The following is a 16,850-nucleotide window of genomic DNA, read 5'->3' on the forward strand; positions in this document are numbered from 1 at the left end:
ATGTATCAGTGTTCGTCGCCAGCGTAGGGGTCGGGGTGACCCAACTCTGCAAGCAACGTTTGTTCCAGTGCTTCCATTTCCTCGGCTTCGTCATCCTCTATATGGTCGTAGCCCAGAAGATGCAAGCAGCCGTGAATCACCAGATGGGCCCAATGGGCCTCGGAGGCCTTGCCTTGCTCGGCGGCCTCACGCTCCACCACCGGGACACAGATCACCAGGTCACCCAGCAGTGGAATGTCGAGCAGCTCATCGGGGACGTCGGCAGGGAACGACAGCACGTTGGTGGCATAGTCTTTCTGCCGCCAGGTGTGGTTCAGCTCACGGCCTTCCGGTTCGTCCACCAGACGGATCGTCAGTTCCGAATCGGCGCTGCGCTGGCGCAGGGCCAGCTCGCACCACCGGCGGAACAGGGCTTCGCTGGGGGCAGGAAGGTCGCTGGCCCGTTGCAGGTCGAGTTCAAGCATTGTGGCGATTGCCCTTGCCTTCGGTGGCGTCTTCGTCGGCGCGATTCTCGAAACGCTCGTAGGCTTCGACAATGCGTTGCACCAGCGGATGGCGCACCACGTCCTTGGGCATGAAATGCGTGAAGCTGATGCCCGGTACGTCCTTGAGCACCTGGATCACGTGGGTCAGGCCGGATTTGGTGCCGCGCGGCAGGTCGACCTGGGTGATGTCCCCGGTGATGACAGCGGTGGAGCCGAAGCCGATCCGGGTCAGGAACATCTTCATCTGCTCGACCGTGGTGTTCTGGCTTTCGTCGAGGATGATGAAGCTGTTGTTCAGGGTGCGCCCACGCATGTAAGCCAGCGGCGCGACCTCGATGACTTGGCGCTCGATCAGCTTGGCGACGTACTCGAAACCGAGCATTTCGTATAGCGCGTCGTAGAGCGGGCGCAGATACGGGTCGATTTTCTGGGTCAGGTCGCCCGGCAGGAAGCCGAGCTTTTCACCGGCTTCGACCGCCGGACGCACCAGCAGGATGCGTCGCACCTGTTCGCGTTCCAGCGCATCCACCGCGCAGGCCACCGCCAGGTAGGTCTTGCCGGTACCTGCCGGGCCGATGCCGAAGTTGATGTCGTTACCGAGGATCTCCTTCACATAGCGCTGCTGGTTCAGGCCGCGCGGACGGATCATGCCTTTTTTCGTGCGCAGGGCCACGGCAGGTTCCGATGGCGCGTGGTTGTCGAGTTCTTCGAGCGCCGACTCCTGCAGGAACAGGTGCACGGTGTCCGGCGACAGCTCGCTCCCCTTGGTTTCCCGGTAGAGACGGCGCAGCAGGTTTTCCGCGGAGGTGGTGTGTTTGGGTTCGCCGATCAGTTCGAACTGGTTTCCGCGGTTGCGGATCTCGATGGCCAGGCGCTGTTCGATCAAGCGCAGATGCTCGTCGAATTGCCCGCACAGATTGGCGAAGCGGCGAGCCTCGAAGGGCTCCAGAATAAAGCGATGTGGTTCGATAGGTGCGTTCAAGGTCGTTTTTAGCCGCCCAGAGGCAATTGAGGTAAAGCAAGGATAGCGCCAGTAGGCTGGGTGCGAAAGGTCTTAAGCGGACCCAGGCGGATTCCAGGCGACCGACGCGGTCCTTTGTGGGAGCGAGCCTGCTCGCGATAGCGTCGGATCAGTAACATCAATGCTGACTAATACACCGCTATCGCGAGCAGGCTCGCTCCCACAGGTGGCTACGTTGTCACTGGATCAACGAACCCCGCAGGGAGTGCGGTTGCGCGGAGTCGATGTGCACGTCGGCGAACTGGCCGATCAGTGCCGGGGTGTCGCAGCGGAAGTTGACGATGCGGTTGTTTTCGGTCCTTCCCTGCAATTCGCCCGGGTCTTTTTTCGAATAGTCGGTGACCAGGATCCGCTGAACGGTGCCGACCATTTGTCGGCTGATCTCGAAACCCTGTTGGTTCAAGCGATGTTGCAGCGCATTGAGCCGTTCTTTCTTCAATTCTTCCGGGGTGTCGTCCGCCAGGTCGGCAGCCGGGGTGCCGGGGCGTTGGCTGTAGACGAAGGAGTAGGAGAAGTCGAAGCCCACGTCTTCGATCAGCTTCATGGTCTGCTGGAAGTCTTTTTCGGTTTCGCCGGGGAAACCGACGATGAAGTCGGAGCTGATGCAGATTCCTGGCACCGCTGCTCGCAATTTGCGCAGCTTGGATTTGTACTCCAGGGCTGTGTGGTTGCGCTTCATCGCCGCGAGGATCCGGTCGGAGCCCGATTGCACCGGCAGGTGCAGGTGCTTGACCAGTTCCGGGACCTCGGCGTGGGCCTGGATCAGGCTGTCGGAGAACTCCAGCGGGTGGGAGGTGGTGTAGCGGATGCGGTCGATGCCATCCACCGCCGCTACTACGCGGATCAGCTCGGCGAGGTCCGCCAGGCGCCCATCGTGGGTCAGGCCACGATAGCCGTTGACGTTCTGCCCCAGCAGGGTCACTTCGCGCACGCCGTTTTCCGCCAGATGGATGATTTCGGCGATCACATCGTCGAACGGCCGGCTGACTTCTTCGCCGCGGGTATAGGGCACGACGCAGAACGTGCAGTACTTGCTGCAGCCTTCCATCACCGACACATAGGCGCTGGGGCCGTCGATGCGCGGTTCGGGCAGGTGGTCGAATTTTTCGATTTCCGGAAACGACACGTCTACCTGCGGCAGCCGGGTCACGCGGGCTGCGTCGATCATCTCGGGCAGGCGGTGCAGGGTCTGCGGGCCGAAGACCACGTCTACATAGGGTGCGCGATCACGGATGGCGGCGCCTTCCTGGCTGGCCACGCAACCACCGACGGCGATGACCATGTCCGGGTTGGCGAGCTTCAATTCGCGCCAGCGGCCGAGCTGGGAGTACACCCGATCCTGGGCGCGTTCGCGGATCGAGCAGGTGTTGAGCAGGATCACGTCCGCGTCTTCGGCGCGGGCGGTGACTTCCAGGGCCTGGTGTTCACCCAGCAGGTCGACCATGCGCGAGCTGTCGTACTCGTTCATCTGGCAACCGTGGGTTTCGATATAAAGCTTCTTGGCCATGGACGGGTCATCACGTGATTCAAAGAACCGCGCATTATAGGGAACAAGTCCCTCGGTTCCTACCGCTGCGCGAGCAGTGGCTATGCTATAGTTCGCGCCCTCTTTTTGACCCGCCGATGTGTTTCGCCAGCCATGACCAAACGTGAAGCTCCAATCTACAAGGTGATTTTCCTCAACCAGGGCCAGGTGTTCGAAATGTACGCCAAGCAGATCTATCAGAGTGATCTGTGGGGCTTCCTGGAAGTGGAAGAGTTCGTCTTTGGCGAGCGCACGCAAGTGGTCGTCGACCCGAGCGAGGAAAAGCTCAAGGCGCAATTCGAAGGTGTGGTACGCAGCTTCGTGCCGATGCACTCTATCGTGCGCATCGACGAAGTCGAACGCCTCGGCACGCCGAAAATCAGCGAAGCCCGCGGCGCGGTCGGCAATGTGATGCCGTTTCCGATGCCGATGCCTGAGAAGTAAACTTGTCGATAAGTTGAGCGCAGTCCTTTGTGGCGAGGGAGCTTGCTCCCGCTGGGCTGCGCAGCGGCCCCAGAATTTTGCGGTCGCTGCGCCCGAGGCGTCGGACCGACCGAGCGGGAGCAAGCTCCCTCGCCACAACTGCTCCCAGCCAAGGCCAGGGTGGATTCAGGGCAACGGCGAAAAAGGCGTGCGCCCGTCGGCGTTCTGCAGTTCCATCAGGTATTTGCGGAAGATCTGCCCCAGCACTTGGGTGGCGACTTCCAGTTCATCGCGAGGCATCTGCTCGGCGACTTCGTCGGCGGTGTCGAGGGCTTCTTCGGCGCCGTTGACCGCTGCCATCTTCAGGACGATGTAGGCCTGGACATTGTTGGCCGGTACGCCTTCGCCATGGAAGAACATGCCGCCCAGCTTGTATTGCGCCTGGGCATGGCCTTGCAGCGAGGCTTTTTCGAAGTAGTCCAGGGCCAGTTTGAGGTCGCGGGGCGCGGCCTTGCCTTCGTAGTAGAACTCGCCCAATTCGTATTGCGCTTGTGTATCACCCGCGTCCGCCGCTTTTTTACAGGCGTCGAGTGCCGGTGCGAGATCTTGTGGCTGGGTGTTGAGCGTGCAACGGCCCAGTGCCGGGATCAACAACGAGTTGCCGCCTGCCTGTGCGTTCGCAAGCAGGGGCTGAAAGAGCAACAGGCAGCCCAAGGCAAGGATGCGGCCGGTGCGGTTCATGGGAATCGACTTACCTCTGAAGGGCGCGCGGACCCTCGGGGGGATCCAATAAGCGCGCATTATGAAATAAGCGGGGCCATCCTTACAAAGTCTTTACTCGTTTTTCTGCTGCGAATGCATGCCAATTGCTGCATCTCGGCTAAATGCGTAGGAAAAGTCACGGAGGTTGTCGGCAATCACTGACGCCGGTGTCAGCCAGCGTCAGTTATCCACAGGCTTATTTCAATGCCGCGAAGGCGCGTTCGGCCGCGTCGAGGGTGATTTTCAGCTCGGCCTCGCCATGGGCGATGGAAGTGAAGCCGGCCTCGAAGGCGCTCGGTGCCAGGTACACGCCGCCTTCGAGCATCAGGTGGAAGAAGCGCTTGAAGCGGTCGGCATCGCTGGCCATCACGTCGTCGAAGGTGACGATGTCATCGGCGCCGCTGAAATACAGGCCGAACATGCCGCCGGCCTGGGTCGTCACGAACGGGATGCCGGCCGCGTCGGCACGGATCTGCAGGCCGTCGAGCAAGCGGGTGGTGAAGTCGGTCAGTTCGGCATGGAAGCCCGGACGGCTGATCAGGCGCAGGGTGGTCAGGCCGGCGGCCATCGCCAGCGGGTTGCCCGACAGCGTGCCGGCCTGGTAGACCGGGCCCAGCGGGGCGATGCATTCCATGATGGCGCGCTTGCCGCCGAAGCAGCCCACCGGCATCCCACCGCCGATGATCTTGCCGAAGGTGCTCAGGTCCGGTGTTACGCCGTAGTGGGCCTGGGCGCCACCGAGGGCCACGCGGAAACCGGTCATCACTTCGTCGAAAATCAGCACTGCGCCATGTTGATCGCACAGGCTGCGCAGGCCTTCGAGAAAGCCCGGCGCCGGCGGTACGCAGTTCATATTGCCGGCCACCGGCTCGACGATGATACAGGCCACTTCCTGGCCGACCTCGGCGAGCATCTTCTTGACTTCTTCGAGATCGTTGAACGGCAGGGTCAGCGTATGTTTGGCGAACGCCGCCGGCACGCCAGCCGAACTCGGTACGCCCTGGGTCAGCGCGCCGGAGCCGGCCTTGACCAGCAGGCTGTCGGAATGGCCGTGGTAGCAACCTTCGAATTTGATGATGCTGTCGCGCCCGGTGTAACCGCGCGCCAGGCGGATCGCGCTCATGGTCGCCTCGGTGCCGGAACTGACCATGCGCACCATTTCCATCGACGGCACGATCGAGCAGACCAGGTCGGCCATCTCGGTTTCCATGGCGGTGGGGGCGCCGTAGGACAAACCGTGCTGCAGCTGGTTGCGCACCGCTTCGAGTACGTCCGGATGACTGTGACCGAGGATCATCGGGCCCCAGGAACCAACGTAATCCACATAGCGCTTGTTGTCTTCGTCGGTCACGTACGCGCCTTCGGCGTGCTTGAAGAACAGCGGGGTGCCGCCAACGCTCTTGAATGCACGCACGGGCGAGTTCACGCCGCCGGGGATGTGTTTCTGGGCGTTGGTAAACAGGGTTTCGGAACGGGACATGGTTGGGCTCTCGAAAACGGAAATTAGTTGATCTTCAAAAGATCATTGAATGCGCGGGCGCGGCGCGTCACTTCCCCGGTACTTTCGGCGCCGAACAGACCGTGGATCACGGCCAGCAGGTCGACGCCACGGGCCACCAGGGGGGGCGCGTTGTCCAGGGTGATGCCGCCGATGGCGCACACCGGTATAGGCAGTTTGAGGCGGGCCTGGCCGAGCAGTTCAAGGTTTGCGCTGGGCGCGCCGGGCTTGGTATTGGAATTGAAGAAGCGCCCGAAGGCGACGTAGCTCGCGCCTTCACGGGCGGCCTGTTCGGCCAGTTCCAGGCTGGCATGGCACGTGGCGCCGATGACCGCCTGGTGCCCGAGCAAGGCCCGCACCGGCGCCAGCGGGCCATCGGTCTGGCCCAGGTGCACGCCGACGCCCAGGCGCGCGGCCAGTTCGGCGTCATCGTTAATGATCAGATGGGTCTTGTAGCGCTCGCACAGGTTGCGCAGCGCTTCGGCTTCGCGCAGGCGTCGGGCCTCGTCGCTGCTTTTGTCACGGTATTGCAGCAAGGTGACGCCGCCTTCCAGCGCCGCCTCCACATAAGCAAGGAATTTGCCGGCCAGCAGCTGGCTGTCGGTGATGGCGTACAGGCCACGTAATTTCATTCCACAGGCCTCCGGTGCTAAGAGCAGAAATCCAGCGGCAGGCGGCGCGGTACGAACTGGCCTTGGCCCAGTCGGTCGGCATCGCGCAAGGTGCGCCAGGTGTAATCCAGTGCTGTCTTGACCGCGCTGGCGAGCTGTTCGCCCTGGGCCAGCCGGCCGGCCAGGGCACTGGCCAGGGTGCAGCCGGAACCGTGGTAGCTGCCGGGCAAGCGCTGGCAGGTAAAGGTTTCGCGGCGACCGTCGCGGCTGTACAGGCGATTATGGACTTCATGCTCATCGCCGTGACCGCCGGTGATCAGCAGGTGCTTGACGAAGGGCAGCAGTTTTTCCGCGCAGTCGTCGGCGCTGCCCTCGGGCAGTTCGGCGAGGATCCGCGCCTCGGGCAGGTTCGGGGTGGCGATGATTGCCAGCGGCAGCAAGCGCTCACGCATGGCATAGCCGACTTCATCCTTGCCCAGCCGCCCGCCGCCGCCGGCGCGTAGCACCGGGTCGCAAACCACTGGCAGGTGCGGATGGGCCTGAAGCAGTTCGACCACCGTGTCGACCATCTCCAATGAGCCAAGCATCCCCAGCTTGACCGCCGCAACCGGCGAGTCGTTGAGCACGGCATTGGCTTGCGCCAGCACCCACTCCCGGTCGAGTACGCGGAAATCGCTGACGTTGACCGTGTCTTGCACAGTCAACGCGGTTACCGCAGGGGCGGCATGACAGCCCTGGGCGAGCAGGGCTTCGATATCTGCCTGCAAGCCGGCGCCACCACTGGGGTCGTGGCCGGAGAGACAGAGGACAACGGGGCGAGTGCTGTAGATATTCATGGTGCGCGAGCTTACCACCAAAACCTGTTTTATCGGTGCTCGGGCTCTGCGGGATTTGTACTCAATCGCTTGCTTAGTGGGTTGCCTCTGTGGCGAGGGAGCTTGCTCCCGCTGGGCTGCGAAGCGGCCCTGGTTTTTGGGAGCGCTGCGCACTCCAGCGAGAGCAAGCTCCCTCGCCACGTTCGTCCGGTTAGATTCCCCACCTGACCAAAGCAACAGCTCTATCTCAATGCTTCGCGCTGAAACGCCCGTTCTAGAGCCTTCTGTGGGAAAAATTTCAATGGTGCAAGTTGGCCATCAACGGCTATGCTAGAGATGGATCCAACCAATAACAGGTAATGCCGGTTTTACGTCTACTCAGGGAATGGGGGGCTTCCTGACTCAACCGGACAGGCCACGCTGGGGCTTAAATGCGCTATTTGCTGATGTTGCTGTTGTGCTTGTCGCCTCTGGCAAGTGCCCTCGAATTCGATGAACTCACCCAAAGCCTGCCTCTAGGCCATGCCCTGCAAGTGCTGGAAGACGCCGACGGCACGGCTACGATTGAAGACGTTGTGGCCCAGGCCGCCGCCGGACGTTTCAAACCCCACGACAAAGCCACCTTGAACGCCGGTTATTCGCGTTCGGTGTTCTGGCTCAAAATCGATCTACGCTACCGTCCCGGCAACCCGGACGCCCAGCGCACCTGGCTGTTGGAGTTGGCCTACCCGCCGCTGGATCATCTCGATCTGTATCTGCCGGACGCCACAGGGACGTATCGCCTGGTTCGCCAGACCGGTGACGCGTTGCCATTCGCCGCCCGGGAAATTCGCCAGAACAATTACCTGTTCAGCCTGGACTTCAAGCCGAACCAACAGCAGACCGTCTACCTGCGCCTGCAGAGCCAGGGTTCGATCCAGGCACCATTGACGCTGTGGTCGAGCACCGCTTATCTCGAACAGCAGCCGTTGCGCCTGTATGTGCTGGGTACCATCTATGGCGTGCTGTTGGGGATGCTGGTCTACAACCTGTTCATCTACCTGAGCGTAAGAGACACCAGTTACCTCTATTACATTGTTTATATCGCCTCGTTCGGCTTGTATCAGTTGTCGGTCAATGGCGCGGCCGTGGAGTATTTCTGGCCGGACAATCCCTGGTGGGCCAACGCCGCGACGCCGTTTTTCATCGGTTGCGCGGGCTTGTTCGGCAGTCAGTTCGCCCGCAGCTTCCTGCAAACGGCGCAGCACAGCCGTTGGCTTGACCGCCTGTTGTTGGCCCTGATCGCTTACAGCGCCACGGTGGTGGGGCTGTCGCTGATGACCAGCTATGCCCTGGCGCTGCGCCTGGCGACGTTGCTGGCGCTGGTGTTCACCGTGGTGATCTTTGCCGCCGGGCTGTTCGCCTGGTGGCGTGGGCTGCGAGTGGCGCGCTACTTCATCATCGCCTGGTCGGCGTTTCTGCTGGGAGGCATCGTCAACACATTGATGGTGCTTGGCTATCTGCCCAATGTGTTCCTGACCATGTACGCCAGCCAGATCGGCTCGGCCATCGAAGTGGCGCTGTTGTCCCTGGCCCTGGCCGACCGCATCAATGCCATGCGCGAGCAACAGGCCCAGACCCTGTTCGATGCCGGGCAGAAGCTGGAAGTGCTCAACCAGCAATTGGCCCAGGGCAACAAGCTCAAGGATGAATTCCTCGCCACACTGACCCATGAACTGCGCACGCCGATGAATGGCGTGATCGGTTCCCTGGAATTGATGGAAACGGTCGAAATGGACGAGGAACTGACCCAGTACCAACAGACCGCCGCCGGCTCGGCGCGGGACATGATGCGCATGGTCAACGGCATGCTAACCCTCACCGAGTTGCAGGCCGGCAAGCTCAAGGCCCGGCCGGTACCGTTCAGCCTGCGCGGGGTGATCGATGCCTTGCAAGTGCAGTTCGATGCCAGCGCGGCGGCCAAGGGGCTGGACTTCAAGGTCGACATGGCGCCCGGGCTGGCGGACCGTTTGGTGGGCGACAGCGGCAAGCTGACCCAGTGCCTGGAATGCCTGTTGGACAATGCCATCAAGTTCACCCGGGTCGGGGGCGTGGTGCTGCGGGTCAATGGCAGGATGACCGAGCTGGATCGGTTGGTGCTGTCCTTCGCGGTGGTCGACACCGGCATCGGCTTTACCGACCTCGGGGAAGCGACCTTGTACCAGCGCTTCTTCCAGCTCGACGGTTCGATGACCCGCGAGTACGGCGGGCTCGGCGTCGGGCTGGCGATCTGTCGACAGTTGGTGGAACTGTTGGGCGGGCGCCTGACCCACACCTCCGAACCTGGGCGCGGCAGCCGCTTTCAGCTGGACGTCGACTTTGAAGTGGCCGTGCCCGAGGCCGTCTCTTCATCGCTTTCATTCAGCGCGCACCAGGACTCTCGTCTGCCGCAGGATTGCACGGTGTTGCTGGCGGATGACAACAACATCGATCAGTTGGTCATGCGTGGCATGTTGCTCAAGCTGGGCTACCGAGTGCGCACCGCCGACAGCGGGCTGGCGGCCCTGGATATACTGCGCGACGAGAGTTTCGATGCGGTGCTGCTCGATTGTCAGTCGCCGCCGTTGGACGGGGCGTCGGTCTGCTGCCAGATCCGTACGCTGGCCGGCTGCGAGGACCTGCCGGTGCTGGTGGTCAGCCCGGACCGCGAGCAAAGCTTTTGCCCTTCGGGTGCGTTGATCGATTTCCTGGCCAAACCGGTAAAATTCGAGGCGCTGCAGGCAGTGCTACAGCGTCGCGTGCTTTGTCCGAAACAGGGTGAAAGCGCCGATATTTAGGCGGATATGACACTTTGTTCGGCCTGAAGGCGGTGCTTAACTGAGTCCCTGTTGGCCGACCGAGGAGCGCCGTCATGAACCTGCATCAGTTCGCCGAAACCCACGCCGTCACCAATCAGCCACCGTCCCTGGACGGCGTCAACCTGTACCGCATCGACCTGCCATTGCAGCAGTGGTCGCAGCGCTTCGGCGCGGGCTGGGCACAGGAGCGGATCGATGAGTATGGGGCATTGGCCGGCGGGCCGCTGATGGAGGCGGGATTCCTGGCCAACCAGAACAAACCGGTGTTTTCCAGCCATGACCGCTATGGGCATCGGATCGACCTGGTGGAATTTCATCCGGCCTACCACCAACTGATGCGCACCGCCGTCGAGCATGGCCTGCCGAGCCTGCCCTGGGCTCATCCGCAACCCGGCGCCCATGTCGCCCGTGCCTCGATGACTTATCTGCACAGCCAGGCCGAAGCCGGCACCGGCTGCCCCCTGACCATGACCTTCGCCAGCGTGCCGGCGCTGCGCTTGCAGCCGGACCTGGCAGAGCGCTGGCTGCCCAAGGTGCTCGCCACTGAGTATGACCCACGCAATGTCGGCATGACCCACAAGGCCGGGGTCACCCTGGGCATGGCGATGACCGAGAAGCAGGGCGGTACCGACGTGCGGGCCAACACCACCAAGGCCTACCCGGTGGGTGCCAGTGGTCCGGGCCAGGCCTATGAGCTGGTGGGGCATAAATGGTTCTGTTCAGCGCCGATGTGCGACGCCTTCCTCACGCTGGCCCAGACCGACAAGGGCCTGACCTGTTTCCTGCTGCCGCGCCATCGTCCGGACGACAGCCGTAACCAGTTCTATATCCAACGGCTGAAGAACAAGCTGGGTAATTGCTCCAATGCCTCGAGCGAAGTGGAATTTCGTGGCGCGTTGGCCTGGATGATCGGTGAAGAAGGGCGCGGCGTGCCGACCATCATCGAGATGGTCGCCATGACCCGCTTCGATTGCATGGTCGGCTCCAGCGCCCTGATGCGCCAGGCGCTGACCCAGGCCAGCCACCATTGTGCCCATCGCAAGGTCGGCGGCAAGCTGTTGAGCGAACAGCCGCTGATGCAGAACGTCCTGGCCGACCTGGCGCTGGAAAGCGAGGCCGCATTGGCCTTGAGCCTGCGCATGGGCCGGGCGCTGGACCATTTGAATGACGAGCACGAAGCCAGATTCGCCCGACTGGTGACGGCGGTGGGCAAGTACTGGATCTGCAAGCGCGCCCCGGTCATGATCAACGAAGCGGCGGAATGCATGGGCGGCGCCGGTTACGTCGAAGACAGCATCCTGCCGCGCTTGTATCGCGAGGCGCCGGTCAACTCGACCTGGGAAGGCTCCGGTAACGTGCAATGCCTGGACGTATTGCGTGCCCTGTCCAAGGAGCCTGGGGTGCTGGAAGTGTTGTTCAGCGAACTGGGTGACGGCCATGGCGACAAACGCCTGGCCGCTCATATCGACCGGTTGCAGGCGGCGTTCAAGGACACCGATGACATCCAGTACCGCGCCCGGCAATTGACCGAGGATATTGCGCTGGCCTTGCAAGCCAAGTTGTTGCTGGAAGCGGGCAATGCCGAGGTCAGCGACGGTTTCATCGCCAGTCGATTGCAGGGAAGCGGGCGGGCTTACGGCAGCTTGCCTCGCGGGGTTGATGTAGAGGCGATTGTGGGCCGTTCGACCCCGCTGGGGATCTGACAAGGCGATCATCGTGATCACTTGCATGGGGTAGTGGCTTGGACGGTAACGTGACGAGGGAAACTGATGATTCCCTCTTCACATGATCCTTCGATTAACCCAGCAGTCGGACAATGGTACCGATGCCGTCGATCGAGCCAGAAACCAAAATTTTCTCGTCAGGTTGTAACTGAATGGCCGGGAGCGGTCTTGAACCCATCAGTTGGAGTGCCGGGGCGTTGAAGTTGGCGTCCGGGGAGCCGTCTTTCATATATCGAAGCAAGGCGGTTCGGTTGGATTTTTGACATAGCACGATGAGTTTTTCGTCCGGTTGTGCCGTGGTATGCAAAGCGTGCCATCCGTAGTCTGATTCGTTGGGTACGAATATTTCCAGAGCGTTTCCTCCGTTGAACGTACCGTCTTGTGTGCCATCTGCATTAACGCGTGACAGAAGAGGTAACGTCCCCAGCAGGCTGCCCATCTCTCCTTTGAATATATATCCTGCAGCCAATGTCTTTCCATCAGATTGCTGGGCCAAGTGGATGAGCTCTACATGAGCGCCCCCCGTGCCATCAATTAAAACATACCCCTGATTGAAACCGCCGTAACTCAAGTCGAGCTCGCCCTGATTGGTATAACGAGCGATGAGTCCGCCTTTTTGGTAAATGCCACTGACCAGAATCTTGTTTGTTTGTATAGCGATGGATTGAAAGCTGGCGCCTTCCATTGAGTACACCATTCCGTTGTTACCGAAATCCACATCAGGCTTGCCCGCTGCATTGAGACCAAAAATAACCCCGTCGCGCCCCGCTCCGGTATCTCTGGTTTCGGTTGCCGCAAAGATGCTTCCATCCTCTTTAGCGGCTATTCCCGCTCTATAACGATTCGCCAGCTCTATATCGAAAGTTGTGACGCCACCACTGCCAAACATAAGATCCAGACGGCCATCGGGAAGCAGGCGAACGAACAGTGCTCCAAGGAAATAATCGAAGTTTTCACCCAGCGCTGCAACCACGACAATTTTTCCATTTGCTAATACGACGAAGTTCAATAGTTTGAAGTTGGTGCTGATTGGGAGTCGAGTAAGGACCACACCTTCATTGCCAAATGTGGTATCTAGCACCCCCTCAGTTGTGTGTCTCACAATTGCCAGAGTGTCTACTTGCTCGGTCCCTGAAATTGACAGTATCTTTCCATCAGGTAGTAGCTTGGATGTGCCGTGAAACGACCCGGTCGGCAGTTGGACGCGAACAATTCCCTGAGTTCCGAAGCTATCATCGAAGTTCCCGGCAGCAGTGCCATTTTTGGTTGATGTGTTCATTTGGAGTGGACCTTGGTTGTTAGAGGGAGCCCTTACAACCCAATCAACTTCTTAATCGATACGGCTTTATGATTGGCAACAGGCACAAGAACAGAACCACATAAGTAGCTGTTCTGTATACTGTCAAAATTGACAGCTATTGTGAGCTGGGCGTCGATAGGGGCAAGCAATGACTGGTGAGTGGGCCTCGAGTTATGCGTCGAAGGCGATGGCACCTCCAACCAGCGCACCGACTGAAGGACCGCTTTCGCGCAGGCTCGCTCCCACAGGGATTTGCCATGGCTTTGGGATGAGCGGCTGCCCAACAGCGCCCATTAAGCCACTGTTCCCGTAAGACGACGATGCAGGCAAGATGAAGGCCTGCAAGTCAGAACACAGGAAGCTGATCGTGACCGAAGCGTTTATTGTCGTTCAAACCGCCGAACAAGCCGTGGATCGCCTGGCGGCCCTGCACGAGCGTGCGACCACCGCGCTGAACCAGGCGCTGATGCGTTATCTCAAGGACCGTGTCGAGCCGAGTGCCGAGGAACGGGCGTTGTTTCGCTACCCGGCCCTGCGCCTGACCTATCACTGCCATGGCGAAGTCCCGCAAACCACTCGCGCCTATGCCAAGGTCCAGTTGCCGGGCACTTACTGCGTTACCGTCACCCATCCTGCCGCGTTCCGCAAATACCTGCTGGAACAACTGGTCCCGCTGATGCACGACTTTACGGTCACCGTGGAAGTCGGCGTCAGCGAGCAGAATATTCCGTACCCGTACGTGGTGGAGCAGGGCGATGAGCTGGCCGGCTCCGGCGTGACCGCTGCGGTGCTGGCGCGGGTGTTCCCCAGCACTGACCTGTCGGCCGCCACCGATGGCATCGCCGACGGCCTGTACGACTGGGAAAATACCGACCCGCTGCCCCTGGCGCTGTTCGACGCCGCTCGCGTGGACTTTTCTCTGAGGCGCCTGGTGCATTACACCGGCAGCGACTGGCGCCATGTGCAGCCGTGGATCCTGCTGACCAACTATCACCGCTACGTCGACCAATTCATCGTGCATGGCTTGGAGCAACTGCGCAGTGATCCGCGTTTCGTGCGCATGGTCCTGCCGGGCAACGTGATCATCGACAAGAACATGGACCACGGCGAAGCGTCGGCCATCGCCGCCGGCGTGGTCTGGCACCGTTACCAGATGCCGGCCTATCACCTGCAGGCCAGCGATGGCCATGGCGTGACCCTGGTGAACATCGGCGTCGGTCCGTCCAACGCCAAGAACATCACCGATCACCTGGCGGTGCTGCGCCCGCATTGCTGGCTGATGATCGGTCACTGCGGCGGGCTGCGGCAGTCCCAGACCATTGGCGACTACGTGCTGGCCCACGCCTACATGCGTCGCGATGGAATTCTCGACCGGGTGGTGCCGCCGAACATTCCGATCCCGGCCCTGGCCGAGGTGCAGCTGGCGTTGCAACAGGCCGCGGCGAACATCACCGGCGAGAAGGGCGATGAGCTGAAAAAACGCCTGCGCACAGGCACCGTGCTGACCTACGACGATCGTAACTGGGAACTGCGCTGGGCCCAGGAGCGGCCGTTGATCAACCTGTCCCGTGCCGTGGCAGTGGACATGGAAAGCGGCACCATCGCCGCCCAGGGCTATCGCCTGCGGGTGCCGTACGGCACGTTGTTGTGCGTGTCGGACAAACCGTTGCACAGCGAAATCAAACTGCCGGGCTCGGCCAACGCGTTTTATGAGCGTGCGGTCAACCAGCACCTGAAGATCGGTATCGAGGCGCTGGATCTGCTGCGCACCGAACTCACTTCGTTGCACTCACGCAAACTGCGCAGCTTCGACGAGCCGCCGTTCCGCTGATGCCCTGTTGACGGGCAGTGGTTATTTAACGGTCGGGCCACTAGCATGGTCGGCCCTGACCGTTAGATGTTGTAATCGCCATGCCCCGTCCTCCACGTCCCGCTTCACGCCGTCCTGGCGCCAGGCCCCAAGCCAGCGCCCCGCGTCGGGTGGCCAAGGCTCCACCGGCCGAGCCCAGGCTGATTCTGTTCAACAAGCCTTTCGATGTGCTGACGCAGTTCAGCGATGGGGAAGGGCGGGCGACGCTCAAGGATTTCATCGACGTGCCCGGTATCTACCCGGCTGGTCGATTGGATCGTGACAGTGAAGGGTTGCTGTTGCTCACCAACGACGGACAACTGCAGGCGCGCATCGCCGATCCCACACATAAGCTGGCCAAGACCTATTGGGTACAAGTGGAAGGCGAGCCGAGTGCCGAGCAGTTGCAGCGCCTGCGCGATGGGGTGGAGTTGAACGACGGCATGACCTTGCCCGCCGAGGCCCGCCCATTGGATGAGCCGCAACTGTGGCCGCGCAATCCGCCGGTACGTTTTCGTAAAAGTGTTCCAACGAGCTGGCTGGAACTGGTGATTCGTGAAGGGCGCAATCGCCAGGTGCGGCGCATGACCGCTGCGGTGGGGTTGCCGACGCTGCGACTGGTGCGGGTCAGAATCGGCGACTGGACCCTCGAAGGGCTGGACCAGGGCCAGTGGAAGGAAGTACCGGCGCGCTTATAACGCCCCGGATTCGATCAGGCCGATCACCACGCTCTTGATGATGAAGGCGGCCACGCCCAGACCCAGTACGAAGAACAGGATGAACGAGCCGAAACGCCCGGCCTTGGATTTCTTCGCCAGATCCCAGACGATGAAGCCCATGAAAATGATCAGGATGCTGACCAGGCCGGTCATCATCCACTCTTCGAAAACAGCAGGATCCATCGGGATACTCCGGCGTGGGGGGTTGAAAGGCTGGGCGATTATACGGCATGGGGGATGAGCTAGGGATTGGCCTGCGGCGGTGTGTCGCAGCTGTTCATCGCCTTGTGACCATGTTGTTTTTTGACCTGCCTGGACCCTGTGGGAGTCGAGCTTGCTCGCGATGGCGGCATGCCAGCCGGCAACGGTGTGACTGTTCCACCGCTATCGCGAGCAAGCTCGGCTCCCACAAAGGGCTTGGCGGCTTCAGTTGCGCAGGTGAGTCAACGGCAGTTCCGTGCTGCTGAGCACCTGGTTGAGCACGAAGCTGGAGCGCACGCTGGTGACGCCGTCGATCCGGGTCAGGTGTCCCAACAGTAATTTCTGGTAGTGGTCCATGTCGGGCACCACGACCTTGAGTTGATAGTCGGCATCCATGCCGGTCACCAGGCTGCATTCCAGCACTTGCGGCAGGTTGCGGATCGCTGCTTCGAAGTTCTCGAAACGCTCGGGGGTGTGGCGGTCCATGCCGATCAGCACGTAGGCGGTCAGGCTCAGGCCGAGCAACTTGCGATCGAGCAGGGCGACCTGGCGGGTGATGTAGCCGTCGTCCTCCAACTGCTTGACCCGACGCGAGCAGGGAGAAGGCGACAAGCCGATGCGTTCGGCCAGTTCCTGATTGGAGATGCGTGCGTCGCGCTGCAATTCCGCCAGAATGCTCAGGTCGTAACGGTCGAGTTTGCTCATCGGTCGGGCCTTTATCTTGATAATTGCGGCAGATTATCTATCCGAGGTTAAAAATTGCGCAAGTGATGTTTATTTACGCAATCTTCGCAATCATCTGTCGGCGCGCCAAGCCTATTCTTATCACCAAGATCACTGCTCGGACAAACAGTCCAGTGCAGCCCGCCCAATCAGGCCGGCTGCGGTCGCGGCACCTACAGGTAGCTGGCGCCCCCCGAGCTGCACACTGTCCAGAAGACGATGTGAGGTGAGCCGACGTCAAAAGCGTCGCGCACGGACGAAGTTCTCAAGGGGAGGCCGACGGGTCTCCCTTTTTTAATGCCTGCGAAATAAACCCAGCGGCTGATAATCTGTCGCCGAACCGGCCTGTGATTTCTC

Annotated in this window: 15 protein-coding genes; 5 read left to right on the plus strand and 10 right to left on the minus strand. The window is 61.0% G+C overall.

The window, feature by feature from the left end; all coding sequences use genetic code 11:
* Window positions 1-5: 5 nt before the first annotated feature.
* The 3 genes from ybeY to miaB all read right to left on the minus strand — a co-directional run bounded on the left by ybeY (window position 6) and on the right by miaB (window position 3,013).
* A complete protein-coding gene (gene ybeY / locus ACLEJR_RS20060) occupies window positions 6-464 on the minus strand; it encodes an rRNA maturation RNase YbeY (RefSeq protein WP_440815986.1) in 459 nt (152 codons plus the stop codon).
* Entirely contained in the window at window positions 457-1,467 is a 1,011-nt protein-coding gene (locus tag ACLEJR_RS20065; RefSeq protein ID WP_440798700.1) for a PhoH family protein, read from the minus strand. The genes ybeY and ACLEJR_RS20065 overlap by 8 nt, the downstream gene beginning before the upstream one ends.
* 217 nt (window positions 1,468-1,684) lie before the next feature.
* On the minus strand, window positions 1,685-3,013 hold the full coding sequence (gene miaB, locus ACLEJR_RS20070; RefSeq protein ID WP_440798699.1) for a tRNA (N6-isopentenyl adenosine(37)-C2)-methylthiotransferase MiaB: 1,329 nt from the start codon (window positions 3,011-3,013) through the stop codon (window positions 1,685-1,687).
* Window positions 3,014-3,145: 132 nt separating this feature from the next.
* Between miaB and ACLEJR_RS20075 the strand changes: the two genes are divergently transcribed.
* Window positions 3,146-3,475, plus strand: coding sequence for a DUF1820 family protein (locus ACLEJR_RS20075; RefSeq protein WP_003185742.1), 330 nt, complete (start codon window positions 3,146-3,148; stop codon window positions 3,473-3,475).
* Between the two features lie 165 nt (window positions 3,476-3,640).
* On the opposite strand, the gene ACLEJR_RS20080 is transcribed toward ACLEJR_RS20075, so the two are convergent.
* From ACLEJR_RS20080 to ACLEJR_RS20095, 4 genes are all read right to left on the minus strand, one after another.
* Window positions 3,641-4,195, minus strand: a complete 555-nt coding sequence (locus ACLEJR_RS20080; RefSeq protein ID WP_440798696.1) for a tetratricopeptide repeat protein — start codon at window positions 4,193-4,195, stop codon at window positions 3,641-3,643.
* A 217-nt stretch (window positions 4,196-4,412) separates the two neighbouring features.
* Window positions 4,413-5,696 carry a glutamate-1-semialdehyde 2,1-aminomutase gene (hemL, locus tag ACLEJR_RS20085; protein WP_440815989.1) on the minus strand — a complete coding sequence of 428 codons (1,284 nt, stop codon included), beginning with the start codon at window positions 5,694-5,696 and terminating at the stop codon, window positions 4,413-4,415.
* Between the two features lie 23 nt (window positions 5,697-5,719).
* A complete protein-coding gene (thiE, locus tag ACLEJR_RS20090) occupies window positions 5,720-6,346 on the minus strand; it encodes a thiamine phosphate synthase (RefSeq protein WP_440815991.1) in 627 nt (208 codons plus the stop codon).
* A 17-nt stretch (window positions 6,347-6,363) separates the two neighbouring features.
* Window positions 6,364-7,161 carry a hydroxymethylpyrimidine/phosphomethylpyrimidine kinase gene (locus ACLEJR_RS20095; protein ID WP_440798729.1) on the minus strand — a complete coding sequence of 266 codons (798 nt, stop codon included), beginning with the start codon at window positions 7,159-7,161 and terminating at the stop codon, window positions 6,364-6,366.
* Between the two features lie 410 nt (window positions 7,162-7,571).
* Between ACLEJR_RS20095 and ACLEJR_RS20100 the strand changes: the two genes are divergently transcribed.
* Both ACLEJR_RS20100 and ACLEJR_RS20105 read left to right on the plus strand, forming a co-directional pair.
* Entirely contained in the window at window positions 7,572-9,956 is a 2,385-nt protein-coding gene (locus tag ACLEJR_RS20100; RefSeq protein WP_440815994.1) for a hybrid sensor histidine kinase/response regulator, read from the plus strand.
* Window positions 9,957-10,030: 74 nt separating this feature from the next.
* Window positions 10,031-11,680, plus strand: coding sequence for an acyl-CoA dehydrogenase family protein (locus ACLEJR_RS20105; RefSeq protein ID WP_440815996.1), 1,650 nt, complete (start codon window positions 10,031-10,033; stop codon window positions 11,678-11,680).
* Between the two features lie 94 nt (window positions 11,681-11,774).
* Here the strand turns inward: ACLEJR_RS20105 and ACLEJR_RS20110 are convergent, their stop codons facing one another.
* Window positions 11,775-12,980, minus strand: a complete 1,206-nt coding sequence (locus tag ACLEJR_RS20110) for a hypothetical protein (protein ID WP_440815998.1) — start codon at window positions 12,978-12,980, stop codon at window positions 11,775-11,777.
* Between the two features lie 352 nt (window positions 12,981-13,332).
* Here ACLEJR_RS20110 and amn point away from each other — a divergent pair, with 352 nt between their 5' ends.
* On the plus strand, window positions 13,333-14,832 hold the full coding sequence (amn, locus tag ACLEJR_RS20115; protein ID WP_440798687.1) for an AMP nucleosidase: 1,500 nt from the start codon (window positions 13,333-13,335) through the stop codon (window positions 14,830-14,832).
* A 149-nt stretch (window positions 14,833-14,981) separates the two neighbouring features.
* Complete coding sequence (locus ACLEJR_RS20120) at window positions 14,982-15,548, plus strand: pseudouridine synthase (protein ID WP_440816039.1); 567 nt, start codon at window positions 14,982-14,984, stop codon at window positions 15,546-15,548.
* Here the strand turns inward: ACLEJR_RS20120 and ACLEJR_RS20125 are convergent.
* Complete coding sequence (locus ACLEJR_RS20125; protein ID WP_003228500.1) at window positions 15,543-15,752, minus strand: DUF2788 domain-containing protein; 210 nt, start codon at window positions 15,750-15,752, stop codon at window positions 15,543-15,545. The genes ACLEJR_RS20120 and ACLEJR_RS20125 overlap by 6 nt on opposite strands.
* 243 nt (window positions 15,753-15,995) lie before the next feature.
* Entirely contained in the window at window positions 15,996-16,475 is a 480-nt protein-coding gene (locus tag ACLEJR_RS20130) for an Lrp/AsnC family transcriptional regulator (RefSeq protein WP_440815999.1), read from the minus strand.
* Between the last annotated feature and the right edge of the window lie 375 nt (window positions 16,476-16,850).

The sequence above is a fragment of the Pseudomonas sp. SMN5 genome, from assembly GCF_052041925.1.
Classification (GTDB): Bacteria; Pseudomonadota; Gammaproteobacteria; order Pseudomonadales; family Pseudomonadaceae; genus Aquipseudomonas.